Raw genomic sequence first — 17,707 nt, 5'->3', positions numbered from 1 at the left:
ATTTAACCTAGCTTTATAGCAAGGTATTTTATGTCGTCACCACTTATTTGCGGTAAAAAATAAATATCGCCGTATTTAAAATACTGCTGCGAGTTAATTATTACGGCCTGCGCTGCTTGAGGCAATGAATCGTAAGTTTGGCCCAAGCTATAATCATTCACATTCCCCACTTTTATTGCCTGATTAAGACGGGTTGGTGGCTCATCAACCACTGTATAACCGTCATTATTTGCGACGTAATACACGTTTTGATATGTGTAGTAGGTGGTATTGTGATGCTTAAAATGCCTGTAATTTCTTGGTAGCGTATTTATACGCAGGCCTCTAGGTGGCGTAACTACATGGTAGCCTCTTTTAGCTTTACGGTAGTAAAGGCCGTCGTTAAACGTAAACGAAATACCATTAAATCTAATCGATGCGCTATTGCGTGGTAAATGGTTTATAAATCGATTTTGTCTGTAAGCGACTGAATTATTATGGTTTGTTAAGTAGTTATATTTGCGCTGGTTGTAGCGGTATTGTTCACGCTTTTCCTGCTTGTACTTAGCAAGTTTACGTTTTTCTTGCTTACGGTCTTCTCGTTTTTCTTTTTTATGCTCAATACGCTGCTTTTTTTCATGGCGGCGCTCATCGCGTTTATATTCAACACGTTTGTCATGGTCACGTTTAAAGCTTTTATCACTCTCTCGCTCGTTTTGTGCTCCAAGCGCAGAGCCTGATACTGCGCCAATGGCGAGCAGTGCAGGTAGTAAAAAAGTAAGTTTCATAGTATTGCCTCGTTTATGTTTTTACATAACTGGGTTCAATACTAGCGGTTCAAACTGAATGTTAACTGACATACAACAGCAAACGGAGCTATGCTTACAGCTTTTTACATTTTACTGACGGTTCTTGACATAATATCTAGTTTTTGACGATTTTTAAGGGTAATTCTGTTCTTTTTAAGGGGGGTTATTACGAGAGATATTTTAATAATATTGCTATTAAATTATGTATTTGGACTTTTTTGTTGTGCTTAGAAAACGTTATTTCCGTGAATTTTTAGATGGAAAAATACCAATAATAGAGTTTAAATGGTGTAAAAAGCTAAGTTTGCGGCGCATTGTTTATTGCCGCAAACATGACTTTATATTTTAAAGTGCGCATTTATCTTTTAATAAATTTAAGGCTAGGGTGATACGTTATGACATTAACTTTAACAAATGCTGTGTTATTAACGTTTCTTTTAACAACTTTAACTGGAACATACTTGATTACCTTAGTCTGGTTAATTTTTTTCAGTTCTCGTTTTAGCTGAACCTTTTTATATTCTTGCTTTGTATATCTATCATGTGGTGCTGCAAATGCAGAACTAGATAAAGTGCCAATAACTAATAGTGCAGGTAGTATAAATGTAAGTTTCATAATATTGCCTCGTTTGTGGTTAACATGGCTAGTATTGACGTTTGAAACTGAATGCCAACTGCATGCAGGGCAACTGTAGGGAGGCTTTACACCCTTTTACTTATCTTTACTATTCTTGACGCTAATACCAATCCGCAGTAATACTTAATCAATTTGAGAGATTCAATCTAACGCTCACTCTATTAAAAAATGACTGATATATGGCTGCATAAATGCAGAAGGTAGGGCAATGAAAGAGCAATTGTCGAGAACAACTAATAACAAATTCAGCAGTGTTATCAACACCGTTTTCTTACCTCAAAACAGGTAGCTTAATTAAGCTACCTGGTATAAAACCGTATCGGTTCTATACCAATACCAATCCTTATCCCATATATCGTTTAGAGTTTAGGTTGGCTACTTTTGATAAAAAGGATAATCGCTATAACCTACTTCAGTACCGCCATACATAGTGGCTGCATCGGCCTCGTTAAACGTCCAATTATTCGCTATACGCTCTGGTAAATCAGGGTTAGCTATAAATGGGCGACCAAATGCAAATAAGTCACCGTAACCTTCACCTAAAATACGCACCGCTTTTTCTACTGTGTATTTACCAGCATAAATAATGCGACCTGAAAATTCAGCTCGTACTGCTTTATAAAATTCTTGTGGTAAATCAGGAGCATTTTCCCAATCAGCTTCCGCTATTGATAAGTAAGCAATACCTGCTTGCTCAAGCACTTTAACGGCTTGTACATAAGTATGATGAGGGTTTGATTCAACAAGTCCTAGATACACTCGTGTTTCATCTGTGCTTTCAAATAAAGGAGCAAAGCGAACACCTAAACGATCAGAGCCTACAACGTCACTTACCGCTTCAACTATCTCTTTTAAAAAGCGCAGGCGATTACTAAGCGTTCCACCGTATTGATCGTCACGGTTATTAGTATGTTCAGAAATAAACTGATTAACTAAATACCCGTTAGCACAATGAAGCTCTACGCCATCAAAGCCTGCTTCTAGAGCATTACGTGCAGCTTGCGCATACATGTTTACCAGTTCGCCAACTTCAGTTGTTGTTAGTGCACGAGGCTCACTTGGGTCAGCCAATGCGCCTTCACCAGGTGCGGTTTCAATAAATACTTTTACATTGTCAGCAATAATATCTGAAGGGCCAACCGGTTTACCTGAATTTGGTTGTAGTGTGGCGTGCGATACGCGCCCTACATGCCAAAGCTGAGCAAAAATAACACCGCCTTTAGCATGTACTGCATGTGTTACTTTTTTCCAGCCTTCAATTTGTGCTTGTGAGTGAATACCTGGGGTCCAAGCGTAGCCTTGTCCACGAGGTTCTATTTGTGTGCCTTCGGTAACCATAAAGCCAGCCGATGCCCGCTGCGCATAATACTCAGCCATTAATTCATTAGGAATATTGCCAGGCTGAGTGCTGCGAGAGCGAGTAAGAGGTGGCATCACAATACGGTTTTTAAGTGTAAAAGGGCCAAGCTCAATTGATGAGAATAAAGGGGCGGTATTAACTAATTCTGATTTCATTTTAAATTCTCTTATAAAGCAAACAAAGGCTTAAATAGTGGTTAAGCAACATTGGCAGCATAAAGATTTAAGGATACAATTTGAAACAACACTTTTTTGTGCAGCATACAATTATGAATGGTATTAGTCGGCTCGATATAAAACAGTTAAGAGTACTCAGTAGCTTATTAGAACTGCAAAATCTTTCGCAAGTAGCCAAAAAAATGGGGTTAACGCAACAAGCTATTAGTGAGCAACTACGAAAACTACGAGACTTATTTGACGATCGCTTGTTTATTCGCCAAGGTAATAGCATGGTTGCTACTCCTAAAGCGCAAGGACTCAAGGCGCCTGTTAATCATATTTTAAAGCAATTAGAATCGTTACTAGAGCCCGAGCTGTTTAGTCCGCAAACTTATAAAGGTGTGTTTACCATAAGCGCAACCGACTACGCCACGCAGGCTTTATTGCCGCAATTATTTAATATTACCCGCCGCGAAGCGCCAGGTTTAAAGCTGATTGTGCGCGACTTTGCGTCTGACAACGTTAATCAACTTATAACAGCAGGCGAGCTTGATTTGCTGATAAGCTTTCCAGAATTTATAACCGACAACCTTTCTTATATCACTTTGTTTGAAGAGCAGCATTTGTGTATTACCGGTATAGGTAATACTACTTACACTGAACCTTTGAGCTTGGCGCAATTTGCAAAGCATCCACAGCTAGTGGTATCGCCATCGCGCGCTAATTTGCGCGGATCGCACGATCAGTGGTTTGAAAGCCAAGGGCTAAAACGTAATATTGTAATGTCGGTACCGAGTTTTTCAGCGGTGCCCGACATTTTGCATACAACCGATATGTTGGCGTTTTACCCATCAAGATTATTACCAAACAGCAAAGTTAAACAGCTAAAAATAGAAGCTCTGCCTCCCACATTTAAAGTAATAGCTGCATGGCATCCGCGTACCAATAACAGCCCAATCCATAAATGGTTGATAGAGCAGCTGCAAAATTTATAACAGTAAACTTTAATGCAAGTATTAATGTAAGTATTAATGTAAGTATTAAAGCAAATACTGTTACCATAATTAACGATGGTTATTAAAGATTGTCGTCAGCTAATTGCAGTGTCCTTCAATTGTGTTTTAAGTGCGGTAAAGGAATTATAAAGCTAAATGTTTAAGTTATTTTTTGGTGTTTTTTGCTGTCTATTTTGTTTCGGCACTTTGGCTAACGTAGTAAAAGAAGATGTTGAAAAAATACTAAGTGGTCATTTAACGAGTAATCAAAGTCGTGGGCTTATGGATAAGTTAGAGCGCAACCTACCTTATCCTTCTGTGCTCGATACTGCTCGAGTTAAAACTGTAAAGTGTTGGTTTTATGACCCCCAAAATGACAAGAATCATATAGCATTAAATGATTTACTGACAGATGCTAATCAAGCAATCAAAAAAGCTAACTCCCCTAAATTAAAACTCGATTTACAAACATGCCAGGCATTCAATTTATACCAACAAGGAAAAGTAAGTGCGGCCACTTCAATGACCAAAAATGTTATTAGTGACACCTCTAAAAATCCAGAACTTTATTACCAACATGCGACAGCTAACTTAATTTTAGGAAGGATTTTTCGTTCGCAAGGCTCGTATCAGCAAGCTTTTTTAGCATTTCAGCAAGCTTATAATTCCTTTGAACAAGGCGGCTTTTCTTACGACAAAGCGCTCATACTTAAAGAGATAGGGCTTATTCATGCCGATCTTCACAATTTTTTGCTGGCTGAAGAACAATTACAAAGAGCGATTAATGAGCTGACAAATTACAATGAGCAAGAGTGGTACATAGCCACAGATATCCTAGCCCAAGCTTATGAAGCCCAAGGTAATTACCAAAAAGCGGTAATGCTGTACAACAGTATACTCCCAGCCGTTATTAAGTATGAAGACGATGAAGGGAGTGCTTACCTACTCTTTAAAATCGCACAAATAAATATTCAATTAAATGAGCTGTAAGAGGCTAAACAATACTTAAATCAAGCTAGGGATTTAACGCTAAATAGTGAGTGGATTAAATTTATTCAATCAATAACAACAGCTGAGTGGTTAATTAAAAAGGGCCGCCTAGATGAAGCAGAACTTCTTTATTTAGATTTTGAACAAAATAGTTCTCAAGTATGGTCAGTTGACTCTTTAACTCGTTTTTTAGAATTTAAGCGTGAATTAGCAGTGCAAAAAAGTAATTATCAGCAAGAAGCCTTAGCTCAAAGAGAGTTATTAAAAATCGCAGATAAAAAAGTGCAAGAAATTGCAGATAATACATTACTTTCTCAACGTTTAGCATTTGATTGGGAACAGCAAAAACGAGAAATAACAAGGCTAAAAGAATCGTCAGAGGTAAAAGAGCAGTTATTAAATTTAGCTAATGAAAAAGCATTTTGGCAAATCGCATCGTTGCTATTTTCTATTGGGTTAATATTGATTTTAGCTTACATAACTTATAAACAAACTCAGCATAAACAGCGATTCAAAACACTTGCATTAAAAGACGAATTAACAGACATCGCTAATCGTAGAGCAATATTTGCATTTAAATACAACGCGATTAAAAAAAGCGAGTTTTTAGGAAGCGCGTGTTCATTAATTGTTATTGATATAGACCACTTTAAACAAGTAAACGATACATACGGACATGATATTGGCGATGAAGTTATTATCTCTACTGTTAAATTTATAGAAAAAAACATTCGTCAAACAGATTGCGCAGGTAGGGTCGGCGGAGAAGAATTTTTAGTTGTTTTACCTAATACAGCACTTAGTTTTGCGCATGAAGTTGCCCAGCGTATACGCGAAAATATTGAGAATGTTACTCATACCTCACTCCATATAAAATCAACAGTAAGTATTGGTGTAGTAGAAGTTAAAGCGGGCGAAGCCCCAAAAGATGCATCTCGACGAGCTGATGAAAAATTATACGCAGCTAAAAATGCAGGCCGTAATAAAGTAATGGTTTAATAACTCAATAATTATTGAGTTATTAAACGGCTAGTAATTTTTATTTATTATTGAAAAATATAGCAAGCTAATTCACTTAATGTAATGGTACGAATTAGGCATAATTAAATGGTTTATTTTAAAAAGCACTCAACCGGTTTTTTACTTGCACACTTGCTGCATGTAGCAGCCAGCCAAGCTATCAAGATAATGGCATATTGCACAGCGAGATCTCTATAAGTAAATACAGCGCACAAGCTGATATGCAACACGCGACTCATAACACAAACAGGCCTGCCAATATTGGCTGCGGTTTAGGGCTGGAGTTAAGCAAAAAAATAATAAAATGGCACGATGAGTATATCAAGTAAGCGACATGCTAGGGCATCATGAAGTGCTGGTCGATTTTAGTTAACGAGCTTTTTTAATACTTAGATTTGAAATATAAAAACCGCGCTAAGGCACTTTTAAAAAAGCTTTAGCGCGGTTTTTTTACATTCAAAAATATTTAATTTAACGCTGAGAATATAAAAACTTAGTGATTTACTTAGCAAAGTATCTGTTAGCGAGCCCTGCAATGCCAATGATCATCATGTTTAGTGCAGGCTTGTTTTGTGGGCTTGGCTTTTACGATCACAATGCTTGGAGAGTTGTGCTCAGTTACTAAAACAGGCGTAACTACTTTAACTGCTTTTTTATGTGGTTTATGCGCACTGGGACTATGTTGATATACAGTGCAGCCACTCATGGTAAATGCTATTGCTGCTACGCTAATAATTTTTAAAGATAAGTTCATAGGTATTTATCCTCTTTGGCTTTGTATAAGCTTTAAGATAAATCTTTTTTTGTATAGTGCTGTCAATAAACGTAAGTGGAGTGTAAATGTTGCTAATGTTCACTAAGGCAATAGCGCATTTAAAGCTAATGCCTTTGTATTTGAATATTAGATTTGCACAAAAAAGTAAGGCCTAAAAAACCTATAAATCGCTGCGCCAACCCATACCAGACTCTTCCATTAAACGCTCGTACACGCCTTCTATGTTAAGTGGTAACCATGCACCAAACTGTTTAAATTCACTAAATTGGTCTAACTTTACATTTTGTTTAATTTCGTCAAGCGTATTGCCTGCTAAAATGCCTGCTGTTACTTGGCTATATAAAAGCTCTATATAACTTAAGTAACGCGCTACATCAGCCTTGCTGCCAATATCGGCATGTCCACCTACAAAAGTATTAAAGTCGTATTTGAGTACCGCTTGGGTTGAGTTAATCATGCCCTGAATATCGTAACTCCAGAGTTTTTGCCACGGCATTCTGCCAATAACAATCCAATCAACTACAAACAACGTTTTTTGCTTTTCGAATAATATACTAACCGAACCCCGCCCATCGTTTGGACCATGGTAATTTAGCTTTACCGATGAACCACCTAAATTAAGAGTCAGCTCATCATCAAAGGTAAGAGTGGGCATGACCGTGTTCATTTGTGTGTTTTTAATATCTTGCGCGGTAAGTTTATGTGCTACAAACGTGGTGTGCGGGCTTTTAAATACCTCGGCGCCGTAAATATGATCGCTGTGATTATGGCTATAAATTACGTATTTTACCGGTACGTTAAAGCGAGTTTTAATTTGATTGTTTAACCAGGTGGCTGCTTTTTTATTAAGCGGGTCGGTAACAACTGCACCCTCAGGAGTGATTAAAAATACTGAGCGATGTCTGTCATCTATAAAGCGGTGGAGGCCATCGCCTAAGTCTTCAATTTCGTAACTTTGAGCCATAAAACCAATAAGTAATAGGCTGGTAGCGATTAGTGTTTGTAATAAGCGAGACATGCACATTCCTGTTTAACGTTTTTATAGGTTAGTTAAGTAAGAAAGTGCCAATAAGTAAAAAATTTCAATTTTTTATAGGAAAGATTGCGGGTTAAGACTAACTTAACCCGTTAATGGTTTTAACGAACTAGCTGATCGAGTAAATGTATTACTTGCTCACTGGCTGATTCCATTAAGTGTATATGTTTAACTGCTTCTACTTTTTTGCCTTGCTTAATTAGTTGTAGCGCTTGTACGCCGTTTTTATGTACTTCGCTATGCGGTTTATCTATTTGTTTGAATGCATTTAACGATTTGTATTCATTAGAGTCATCAGACTTATACCACTTACCTAAGCGGCACATAGTGTGATTGGTGAAATCGTCTACCGATTTATTGCTTTTGCCATTAGCAACCGCATAAACCTCACCTTTCCATACAATATGATCTAACTTAACGGTTTGAATAAATGAGCGAATAGAAGCCTGCGATATAGTGTTCTTCATGTTTGTGCAAAAACTAATAATGGATGCGTAATCGCTATTTAGTGATTCAAAATTACTTGAAAGCTGTGCATTGTTTTTTTGTATATCGTCGGCTGAATTAACGGTTACATCTGTTTTTTCTATTATTTCTTTAACAAGATCTGCAACCTCTTGAGCTGATTTATTGGTGTTAGTTGCCAGTACTCGTACTTCATCAGCTACCACGCTAAAGCCTCTACCAGCTTCGCCTGCTCGAGCTGCCTCAATGGCTGCATTTAATGCTAATAAATTTGTTTGATCAGATATTTTTGAAATGGTCGATACAAAGGTGTTTATACTACCTGCAAGGCTTGAAAGGCCAGATATATTTTCACTCATGCTACCCATTTTATGGGTCATAAGTTCCATCTCGCTGGCTATATGTATTAATGATTCGTTTGAGTTATTTAAAAGGTCATTTATTTTATAGCTAACTTGGCTTTCTTGCTCAATGGTTGAGTAAGACTCAAGCACAGTTTGGCGGACACCTTCAATTTGGCTTATGCAATCTATAGAACTTGAAAGTAAATTTTCGGTAAATTGTTCATCATTTTCGGTTTGAGTAAAGCTTAATTGTTGTTCTAAGTGTTTGTTTTCTTGTGCTAAGAGTTCGTTATGAGCAGTTAATTCTGCAATTTTTTTTGCAAGTTCTTCGTTATCATTTTTAGCCGATAGATACTTTTTACTTAAAACAAACATTCATAGTTCCTAAAATGTTATGGGTATATTTTTATTATAGTTGCTATTAATACTTTACTTTAAATATTTGTAATTATCTTATTTTTATACAAAAAAAAGCCATTTTTTAAAATGGCTTTACGAGAACTTGTTGGATCAACGCAGTGAAATTTGTTGGTTTATTTCTTCAAAAATACCTGCATCGTCTATGGTTGAAGGAATTTGCAGTTTGTCGCCATCAATTAGTTGGCGTAAATTTTTACGCAGTATTTTACCTGAGCGTGTTTTGGGTAATCGCTCTACGCTAATAATGGTTTTAAGGCACGCTATAGCGCCTATTTGGTTTCTTACGGTTTGTATAAGTTCTTGCTCTACATCGGTACTTGAGCCCATAAAGTCATTTTTAAGCACGATCATTGCCATTGGTAGTTGGCCTTTTAGTGTGTCGGTTATCCCAAACACGGCGCACTCAGCAACAGCAGGGTGTGCGGCTACTATTTCTTCCATTTCACCGGTAGAAAGTCTATGGCCTGCTACGTTAATTACATCATCGGTGCGTCCCATTATAAATAAGTACCCATCTTCATCTAGGTAGCCGCCGTCGCCTGAAAGATAATAGCCAGGGTACTGCGTTAAATAGCCTGCTTTAAAGCGCGGGGTATCTTGCCAAATTGTTGGTAGGCAACCCGGTGGAAGTGGCAGTTTAATTACCACGGCGCCTTGCTCGTTAGCTGCGCATTCATTGCCATCCATATCTAATATTCGCACGTCAAAACCTGGAGTAGGCACGGTAGAGCTGCCAGGTTTTGTTGCTAAGTACTCAAGCCCTACAGGGTTACAAGCAATAGCCCAGCCGGTTTCTGTTTGCCACCAATGATCGAGCACTGGCAGTTTAGTTTTTTCTTTAAGCCACTCGTAAGTGGGAGGGTCTAATCGCTCGCCAGCTAAAAACAAACGTTTTAAGCTAGAGGTATCGTATTGATTAAAACCATCGGCATTTGGGTCTTCTTTTTTAATTGCTCTAAATGCGGTGGGGGCACTAAATAATGCATTTACTTTATATTCTTCAACTACGCGCCAAAATGCACTGGCATCGGGCGTTTTAACGGGTTTACCTTCATATAATACTGTAGCGCAGCGATACATTAGCGGCGCGTAAACTATATAAGAGTGCCCAACTACCCAGCCAATGTCAGACGCTGCCCAAAATACGTCGCCGGGCTTCATACCATAAACGGTTTCCATGCTGTATTGCATTGCCACTGCGTGACCACCATTTTCGCGCACTACGCCTTTGGGTGTGCCTGTCGTGCCTGAGGTATATAAAATATAAAGCGGATCACTACCATTTACAGGCACCGGATCTGCGCTTGCAGCCGTTTGCATTGCCTGAGTCCAATCTATGTCTCGTTTAGGCTTAAGAGTGGCCCTGACTTGTGGACGCTGATAAATAACGCAGTGTTCTACTTTGTGCGTAGCTAAGTCTATTGCGTTATCAATAAGTGGTTTGTATTCAATAATGCTGTTTACTTCAACACCGCATGAGGCGCTAAGTATAAGTTTGGGCTTGGCATCATCAATGCGTACTGCTAATTCGTGTGCAGCAAACCCACCAAATACCACCGAATGAATAGCACCAAGGCGAGCGCACGCCAACATACCAATAACCGCCTGTGGGATCATTGGCATATAAATAACAACGCGGTCGCCTTTTGTAACACCTAACGATTGTATTACGCCTGCAAATTTAGCAACTTCTTGTTGTAGTTGTGAGTAGCTATAAGTTTGCTTTGTATTAGTGACTGGGGAGTCGTAAATAAGTGCTGTTTGCTCGCCAAATCCGGCAATAACGTGTTGGTCTAGTGCTAAAAAACTGGTGTTTAATTGCCCGTCACTAAACCAATGATAAAGCCCGTCGTCGTCTTGTGTGTATGCTTTTGAGGGGGTTTTATACCACGGAATATTTTTACTTTGTTCGAGCCAAAATTGGGCTGGGTTTTGCTTAAAGGCATTATATTGCTGTTGATATTCGCCTGACATGTAAGGCTCCTAAAACTAAATTTGTGTGTGAGAGACCTTACAAAATGTAGGCTTTTTTTAGCAAGCAAGCTATTCGACCTTGGTCGGTTAAAAGTTAATCAACACACTGGTTTTAAAAATACAAAATTGACAATACAAAGCGTGTGGTTCAGCATGGCGGGCAGTAAAAATAAGAGAAAATACGATATGAGTAACGTAGTAAGAGTTGGTGTGGCGGTTATCATAAAGCATCAAAACACAATTTTACTAGGTGAGCGCATTGGCGCGCATGGTGCTAATACATGGGCAACACCTGGTGGACATTTAGAGTTTGGTGAAAGTGTTGAGCAATGTGCAATACGAGAAGTGTTTGAAGAAACTGGTTTAAAGGTAAGTAAAATTACTAAGCTTGATTTTACCAATGATATTTTTACAGCAGAGAACAAGCACTATATTACGCTGTATGTAAAAGCTGACTTTGAAGGCGGAGAGCCTGAGCTTAAAGAGCCTAATAAATGTTTAAAGTGGCGCTGGTGCGATATTAATAATCTACCAACGCCACTGTTTACATCACTAAAAAATTACTTATCTGAGGCTGTACTAGCCTAGTTATTTTGTTGGCGGTGTCGCTGGGCTTAACTCTAGTTTACTAAAGCTTACTTGAGCGTAATCGCCATTTTGTTTATCTGTAGACCAATCGCCAGTACCTAAACAACCTGGGTACCAAATACCTTTCGCGCTTTTAGTACTACATTGGTTATAAGCGCCTGCTTTAAAGTAATGCCAATCTGCTGCGTAGCCATGTGGATGATCTTTTTCGTCCACTTTGCCATAAGCATCTACGTTATTACCTAAGTTAATAGAGTAGTTAACGTCTTCTTTGCCTTGTGCGCTAAATGTAAGGTGCATAACATTTTTATACACATTTACCGTGTAGCTAAATTCTTCACCTAGTGCAATACCGGCACCGCCTGGCTCGTTAGGGTTTTCCCATGTATTACCCCAAACAGGGTAAGTAATGTCTGTACGGTCAGGATTCGTTTTAGCTAAGTTACGTTCGTAGTTCCAAAAAACTGAGCCTGTTTTATGTCCTGGCCATTTTTTGTAATATATTTTAAGTGGCTCATTGCCCCAGCCATAACCAAGCTTGGTATCAATAAGTGCTTGATCTTTACCTGCGTGAATTTGCCCTACAACAACCGAGTAAGCTGCTTTTTTATCAGGATCAGTCGCACGTAGCGCAACGTGATCTACTTTTAACGTTGCTTCCATTTTTCCACCAACGGAGCCAAATCGGTCAGATAGCGGGTGAACAGCCAAAGCAAAGTTGTTTTTAGAGTGTTTAGTTTTAATTTTAGTATTTGATCCACGGATCATTTGTCTAAGTTCACTACGGGTATTAGTAGAGTTAGCACTTGTAAGCGCTTTATTAGGGGAGGTAAATACCATGTAGCCTTTACCATCAAGATAGAAAAAATCAGGGTGTGCGTAAGTCTGAATTTCTTCTACATCTATTTCATCAATTTTACCGTCGTTGTTTAAATCTACTGGTACATTTATTTTCCAGTGTGATAAATCAAACTTTGTTGCAGGTACCGGCGCATCGCTTTGCTGATTAGTGCTTTGGGTACTTGAACAAGCGGTAAAAAGTAAAGGGGTGATAACGGCTAAAGCCGTAAGTTTAAATGTGGATGTATTTTTTATCATTATTGTCTCTGTGTGATGAAGTAAAAATTGTGCGGTACAGGCATCGCTTAATCTCAATCTAGCATACCAATTTAACAATTAAAACTTACCAATTAGTAAAATTAAATATTTTTCAAATGATTTTTTGTTATACCAATTTGGTTTAGGTGTTTTTTAACGGCTTTTATGGAAGTGTTTGCGGTATGTATTTTTTATGTGCTTGGCTCTTCATTTAGTGATGTTTAACGTAGATTTTGGCGCTAATGTGTAGTCTATTTTTTGGGGGGGAGGAGATTTTTAATTTTGTAGTTTGCTTTGCCGCGTTTAGCAAATAACTAAATAACCACTGCCAATAACTAATGTCGGGCTTTAACTATGGTTAGTGCTGCATGTTAGTCGTGTTTGGTAATAAAAGTTGCCACTTGTTTAAAATGGCATGGTATTCACCATTTTCTTTAATGTTACTTAATGCGTCAGAGAGTGCTTTAGCTGTTTTAGGATTAAGTTGATTACTTGCTGCAAAATTAAGTGAGGAGGGTAGATCGCTTAAATGAATTCGTTTTGTTATTAGACTAGGATCGAGTCCTAGGCTTTTTAGCTCGTTATTAAGTGTAAGTGTATTAGTTACTACAAAGTCGATCCGGTTTTTATAAAGCATTTGCCAAAGTTGATTATAGTAACTGACCAGTATTAAATTGTTATTTTCGGTAAAGCCTTTTTGTTTTAAGTAGGCTTCGCTCAGGTAGCCACGAATGGTTGCTACTTTATACTCTTTAGCAAAATTTAAGTGAACAACTTCATCTACATGGCTTTTTAAGCTAATTAAATAAGCATCTGCAAAATACACTTCGCCTAACCATGTATATTTATTAATCCGCTCTGGGGTTTTTAACAAAGACAACATTATGGCGTTGGTATTTGTTTTATGCTCTTTAAAAACGCGGGCCATAGGCATTATTTCAAAATTAGCGGTTAAGTTTGTTTGCTTCACAACTGCTTTGGCAATGTCGACTAAAGCGCCGCTTACTTCACCTTGCTGATTTTTAAAGTGATAAGGAGGAAGGTCTTCAGCTATAAAAGTAACCGAATCGGCGTTACACAGGGGGCTATATAAAATAAATACAAAAGCACTTAATAAAACACGCAAAAACATAAAAAATCTTTTAAAGCAATAATACACCTAGTGTAGAGAGTATTAACTAAAACATATATATATTATGTTTATATAACGTAAATAATTTGCATTTACTTGGCTGTGCTTGCTGTTTTGTATTTTATAAATTGTAATGGCGAGCATTTATGCCAGCGTAAAAAAGCTCGATTAAAAGAGCTTTGATCTTTAAATCCTAAAATATTAGATAAATCAGCAAGTGGCATGCTGGCTATTAATGTATCTGCACGTTTTTTTCGTTCTTTTTCAAGTAGCTGAGCAAAGGTTAAGTTTTGTTGTTTTAAGCGTCGTTGTAGCGTTCGGGGTGTTAAATTAAGCGCATCAGCTATGCCTATTAGGTTGCAGTTTTGCAAGGTAGTTTTAGCTGTAAGTAACTGATTAACTTTATCGTCAATACACTGCTGGCTTTTAAAGTTAGAGAGTTGCTGCTCTGACAATTGCTTAAAAGTAGAATTAATAATGGCGTTATCGGTTTTAAAGGGCAGCGTCAAATAATCGCTCGGAAAGCTAATTTGATTATATTCAGCACTGCTTTTTACAGGGCATTTAAACCATGATTCAAGGGCGCGCCTTTGCGATGGCAACCAATTATAAGTGAAACTAATACTACTTGGCGAAAGCGTTAAATTTATTAACTGGCGAATTACACTTACCCACGCGGTCATGTTTCGTAAAACAACATGCTCATTACAACTTTGGTGAGCAATCCAACGAATAGTTGCTGTATCAGTATTTAGTTCAAACTTGGCTTTACCAATATCAGCCACCAAGCTGTCGTAGCTTAACAATGCTTTAATGGCACTGCTTAAGTTATCGCTTGATTCAATTAAGTAACCTAAAACGCCGTAGTCAGCAGTGCGAATTTGCTGACCTAGGGTAAAACCAAAAAGAGGATCGTTAAGTGTTTTTTTGCCATAAACTAATAAGGCATTGTAACTATTTAAACTAATACGCGGCGCTAATTGATGGGTACGCTGATTACTAAATTCGTCAAAGCTAATAGCGTGCAAAGCCGTTTTAGTACTAATGCCTTGCGCTTGTAAGTAATCAAGAATACTTGAAAAGTAATGATCAGCCAATGTGTGCATTTGTCATCTAAAGCTAAAAAATAGTCGTGTATTAGCAAGTTTGCCACGTTAAATTTTTATATGCTAGTTGAATGCCTAATAACCTCTTGCTGTAAAAATGATACTTATAACAATTAAACAAACGCTTAATGCACAGCCAAAGCAAATAATAAGCACACTATTGGATCATCAACAGTTGCATCGATTTTTTAATGCCAAATTTACGCTGCTACAAGCACAAGACGAAGGGCAAATAGAAGGCGGAAAAGGATCTGTTAGGCAAGTGAAAATAGGTAAAATAACTTTTTCAGAGCAAATAATCAGTGCCGATCAAAATCAGATCAGTTACCAAATAGTAGGCGATAAACCAGTAGCTAATCATCGAGGCGATATATACCTCAGTGCAAATAAAGACATCAATACTTTAGTTACCGAACTTAACTATTGCATAAGCTGCTCAGCTCCGTGGTGGATGCCAAATGCATTACTTAAATATGTTATTACAAAAGATATAACCCAAGCGTTAAACAATTTAAATAATTATTTTTTGGCGGGTAAAGTATGAACTCAGAAATTATTTTGCTCGCTCTTAGCCCTATATTTTTGATATTTATTTGCTGTGAGTTTATTAAGTTTAAGCGCTATTACGACATAAAAGATAGCCTAGCAAATACAGTGTTAGCGCTATTACACCAAGGCGCAGATGCTATTGCGTTACTGCTGTTAATGCCTTTATTTAATTGGTTATATGACTATAGATTGTTTGATATTGAAGTGAGTGTATTAAGTATTGCATTTGCATTTTTACTGCAAGATTTTTTGTATTATTGGTTTCATAAAGCATCGCATCATATTCATTGGTTGTGGGCTGCACATGTGGTGCACCATAGCTCAACTAAAATGAATTTCACCACCGCATTTAGGCAAAGCTTAATGTACCCCGTAGCCGGTATGTGGATGTTTTGGCTACCTATGATTTTAATTGGATTTGAACCGCTAACAGTATTTAGCGTGGTTGCATTAAATTTGGCGTATCAATTTTTTGTACATACTCAAATAGTGGGTAAGTTAGGCTGGTTTGAAAAAGTATTTAATACGCCTTCGTATCACCGAGTTCATCACGCAATAAATACAGGTTACCTTGATAAAAACTTTGCAGGTGTACTTATTATTTGGGATAAGTTATTTGGCACCTTTGTAGAAGAAGATAAATCAAAGCCTTGTAAATACGGCATTATAGGGCAGCTTAATAGCAATAACCCAGTCGTTATTACGTTTCATCAGTGGGAGCACTTATTGAAAAGTGTTTATAAGGCATCGGGAATAAAAGCTAAATGTAGAGTGCTATTTGGCTACCCTACAAGTAGCATTAAACGTAAGTAAGTTATTGTGGTTTTTTACTTCTTGGGGCACCTAATAAAATACAAGTATGGCAAATACATACAGATAAAAATGCACTAATACCCAATGCACCGCCATAGCCGTCAAGTTTTGGTACAAGATGCTCAAATAAGATTGAAAACAAAATAGATGAGCTTGCTACAGTATAAATACCAAATCGATGTGGGGCGCTCATACCTATAAATGTACCGCCAAAAAATACAATTGCGTATAAATCGGGGTTCAAATTTAAAGCGCTAAAAATTAAATAAGCAATAATAGAAAGTGAAGACGACGCTCTAACCCCGTCAAAGCGACTATGCTTAGCTAAATAAAATGTTAAAAAAGCCCCAAGCAGTACAAGTAATGGATATTCAATACTCATAATACAATTCCTTTGGCTAATACAAAAAGTGCCACACTTGCAAAGGCAACACTACCAAGCTTGCCACCAAAACCTGTAAACATGTTCATAGTGAGCACATATAAACTTGAGCCAATAAGCGAAATAATAGCAATTTCCCAGTAACTGGTAATTAAATGAGTTGAACACATGCCTGCAAAGCTACCAGCATAAATTGCAGCATACGGATGGTTTTTATAATGTGCAGGAAAAGGAATAAACGAGCCAATAAGCCCCGTTAGCGCAGCAGAAATCACTAAAGGTAATGCAAAAGTAGTGTGCATAGCAAAGCAAGCTACAAAGCCTAAAAAGAAAGTGATGAATTTTAAAAATAAGAATTTAATCATAGCGGCGCATTTTAAACTAATCCTTTTGCGCTTTCTAATACTCTCTAACAAATAAATGTTATAAGTAATTACAAACGTTAAAAGCGTGTTTTTTAAACGGCTTTTAGGTATTAAATATGCTTAATAGTGCCGCTGTTAATGTTCTATAAATCACAAGTTATGTATAATGGCGATAATTTAATGTATTAAAGTGTTAACCAAGGGTTATTTATGTCTAACTGTTTACATCTGGCTATTCCGGCTGGCGATTTAAAAGTGGCTAAAGCGTTTTATTGTGACGTACTAGGCTGTAAAACGGGTAACAGTGAAGAAGGTCGCTGGGTAGATATAGATTTTTGGGGTAATGAACTTACCTTGCACCAGAGTGTTGAGCGCTTACCAACAGTTCGCCATGATGTAGATATGGGAGCTGTGGCAGTACCTCACTTTGGGATTCACTTATCTGAAGATGAATTTAACGGGTTAAAAACACGTATTGAAGATGCGGGTATTGAATACCTAGATAAACCATATCGCCGTTTTATTGGTGATGAGTTTGAGCAAGAAACGTTTTTTATTGAAGATCCAAATGGCAATGTGCTTGAAATGAAAACCATGGTAAATCCAGAGGTTTTATTTAAAAAAGTATAAATGCTGTTGTTTAAGTTAAGCTAAAAAACCACTTTAATAAGTGGTTTTTTTATAACTATTAATCAGTGTTTTGATAAATTAG

19 protein-coding genes are annotated in these 17,707 nt (G+C 37.5%); 7 read left to right on the top strand and 12 right to left on the bottom strand.

All coding sequences use genetic code 11. The features are described 5' to 3' along the window. Positions 1-2 precede the first annotated feature (2 nt). The 3 genes from CXF89_RS15260 to CXF89_RS15250 all read right to left on the bottom strand — a co-directional run bounded on the left by CXF89_RS15260 (position 3) and on the right by CXF89_RS15250 (position 2,940). Positions 3-767 carry a DUF6515 family protein gene (locus CXF89_RS15260; RefSeq protein ID WP_121955082.1) on the bottom strand — a complete coding sequence of 255 codons (765 nt, stop codon included), beginning with the start codon at positions 765-767 and terminating at the stop codon, positions 3-5. Between the two features lie 379 nt (positions 768-1,146). Then, entirely contained in the window at positions 1,147-1,404 is a 258-nt protein-coding gene (locus CXF89_RS15255; RefSeq protein ID WP_010554878.1) for a hypothetical protein, read from the bottom strand. A gap of 396 nt (positions 1,405-1,800) precedes the next feature. Continuing rightward, complete coding sequence (locus CXF89_RS15250; RefSeq protein WP_121955081.1) at positions 1,801-2,940, bottom strand: alkene reductase; 1,140 nt, start codon at positions 2,938-2,940, stop codon at positions 1,801-1,803. An 80-nt stretch (positions 2,941-3,020) separates the two neighbouring features. Between CXF89_RS15250 and CXF89_RS15245 the strand changes: the two genes are divergently transcribed. The 3 genes from CXF89_RS15245 (at position 3,021) to CXF89_RS15235 (ending at position 5,927) form a co-directional block, all read left to right on the top strand. After that, positions 3,021-3,938 carry a LysR family transcriptional regulator gene (locus CXF89_RS15245; RefSeq protein ID WP_219621671.1) on the top strand — a complete coding sequence of 306 codons (918 nt, stop codon included), beginning with the start codon at positions 3,021-3,023 and terminating at the stop codon, positions 3,936-3,938. A gap of 156 nt (positions 3,939-4,094) precedes the next feature. Next, positions 4,095-4,928 carry a tetratricopeptide repeat protein gene (locus CXF89_RS15240; RefSeq protein ID WP_121955080.1) on the top strand — a complete coding sequence of 278 codons (834 nt, stop codon included), beginning with the start codon at positions 4,095-4,097 and terminating at the stop codon, positions 4,926-4,928. A gap of 213 nt (positions 4,929-5,141) precedes the next feature. Continuing rightward, entirely contained in the window at positions 5,142-5,927 is a 786-nt protein-coding gene (locus tag CXF89_RS15235; RefSeq protein ID WP_180961414.1) for a GGDEF domain-containing protein, read from the top strand. A gap of 541 nt (positions 5,928-6,468) precedes the next feature. On the opposite strand, the gene CXF89_RS15225 is transcribed toward CXF89_RS15235, so the two are convergent. From CXF89_RS15225 to CXF89_RS15210, 4 genes are all read right to left on the bottom strand, one after another. Next, on the bottom strand, positions 6,469-6,702 hold the full coding sequence (locus tag CXF89_RS15225) for a hypothetical protein (protein WP_121955078.1): 234 nt from the start codon (positions 6,700-6,702) through the stop codon (positions 6,469-6,471). Positions 6,703-6,883: 181 nt separating this feature from the next. Continuing rightward, on the bottom strand, positions 6,884-7,741 hold the full coding sequence (locus tag CXF89_RS15220) for an MBL fold metallo-hydrolase (protein WP_121955077.1): 858 nt from the start codon (positions 7,739-7,741) through the stop codon (positions 6,884-6,886). A gap of 119 nt (positions 7,742-7,860) precedes the next feature. Beyond that, positions 7,861-8,943: a methyl-accepting chemotaxis protein gene (locus tag CXF89_RS15215; RefSeq protein WP_121955076.1), complete on the bottom strand. Its 1,083-nt coding sequence runs from the start codon at positions 8,941-8,943 to the stop codon at positions 7,861-7,863. Positions 8,944-9,078: 135 nt separating this feature from the next. Continuing rightward, positions 9,079-10,962, bottom strand: a complete 1,884-nt coding sequence (locus CXF89_RS15210; RefSeq protein ID WP_121955075.1) for a propionyl-CoA synthetase — start codon at positions 10,960-10,962, stop codon at positions 9,079-9,081. A 186-nt stretch (positions 10,963-11,148) separates the two neighbouring features. Between CXF89_RS15210 and CXF89_RS15205 the strand changes: the two genes are divergently transcribed. Further along, a complete protein-coding gene (locus CXF89_RS15205) occupies positions 11,149-11,550 on the top strand; it encodes a nucleotide triphosphate diphosphatase NUDT15 (protein ID WP_024589726.1) in 402 nt (133 codons plus the stop codon). Here the strand turns inward: CXF89_RS15205 and CXF89_RS15200 are convergent, their stop codons facing one another. The 3 genes from CXF89_RS15200 to CXF89_RS15190 form a co-directional block, all read right to left on the bottom strand. Further along, complete coding sequence (locus tag CXF89_RS15200; protein WP_121955074.1) at positions 11,551-12,648, bottom strand: polysaccharide lyase family 7 protein; 1,098 nt, start codon at positions 12,646-12,648, stop codon at positions 11,551-11,553. Positions 12,649-13,006: 358 nt separating this feature from the next. Beyond that, positions 13,007-13,780 carry a substrate-binding periplasmic protein gene (locus CXF89_RS15195; RefSeq protein WP_007587234.1) on the bottom strand — a complete coding sequence of 258 codons (774 nt, stop codon included), beginning with the start codon at positions 13,778-13,780 and terminating at the stop codon, positions 13,007-13,009. A gap of 92 nt (positions 13,781-13,872) precedes the next feature. Next, positions 13,873-14,886, bottom strand: coding sequence for an AraC family transcriptional regulator (locus tag CXF89_RS15190; protein WP_010554622.1), 1,014 nt, complete (start codon positions 14,884-14,886; stop codon positions 13,873-13,875). 97 nt (positions 14,887-14,983) lie between these two features. Here CXF89_RS15190 and CXF89_RS15185 point away from each other — a divergent pair, with 97 nt between their 5' ends. Both CXF89_RS15185 and CXF89_RS15180 read left to right on the top strand, forming a co-directional pair. Next, the gene (locus CXF89_RS15185) at positions 14,984-15,430 is read left to right on the top strand and encodes an SRPBCC family protein (protein ID WP_121955073.1); all 447 of its coding nucleotides are present in this window, start codon (positions 14,984-14,986) and stop codon (positions 15,428-15,430) included. Beyond that, positions 15,427-16,248: a sterol desaturase family protein gene (locus tag CXF89_RS15180; protein WP_121955072.1), complete on the top strand. Its 822-nt coding sequence runs from the start codon at positions 15,427-15,429 to the stop codon at positions 16,246-16,248. Before CXF89_RS15185 ends, CXF89_RS15180 begins: the two co-directional genes overlap by 4 nt. Position 16,249: 1 nt before the next feature. Here the strand turns inward: CXF89_RS15180 and CXF89_RS15175 are convergent, their stop codons facing one another. Both CXF89_RS15175 and CXF89_RS15170 read right to left on the bottom strand, forming a co-directional pair. Then, entirely contained in the window at positions 16,250-16,630 is a 381-nt protein-coding gene (locus CXF89_RS15175) for a hypothetical protein (RefSeq protein ID WP_121955071.1), read from the bottom strand. Next, positions 16,627-16,932 (bottom strand): hypothetical protein, encoded by a 306-nt coding sequence (locus tag CXF89_RS15170; RefSeq protein ID WP_007587218.1) that lies wholly within the window; start codon positions 16,930-16,932, stop codon positions 16,627-16,629. The genes CXF89_RS15175 and CXF89_RS15170 overlap by 4 nt, the downstream gene beginning before the upstream one ends. A 273-nt stretch (positions 16,933-17,205) precedes the next feature. Between CXF89_RS15170 and CXF89_RS15165 the strand changes: the two genes are divergently transcribed. Next, positions 17,206-17,625 (top strand): VOC family protein, encoded by a 420-nt coding sequence (locus CXF89_RS15165; protein ID WP_010554617.1) that lies wholly within the window; start codon positions 17,206-17,208, stop codon positions 17,623-17,625. Positions 17,626-17,707: the final 82 nt, after the last annotated feature.

The sequence above is a fragment of the Pseudoalteromonas sp. MelDa3 genome (genome assembly GCF_002863625.1).
Classification (GTDB): Bacteria; Pseudomonadota; Gammaproteobacteria; order Enterobacterales; family Alteromonadaceae; genus Pseudoalteromonas; species Pseudoalteromonas arctica.
The sequence above is the reverse complement of the archived record's forward strand: the minus strand, read 5'-3'. Positions and strand labels throughout refer to the sequence as shown.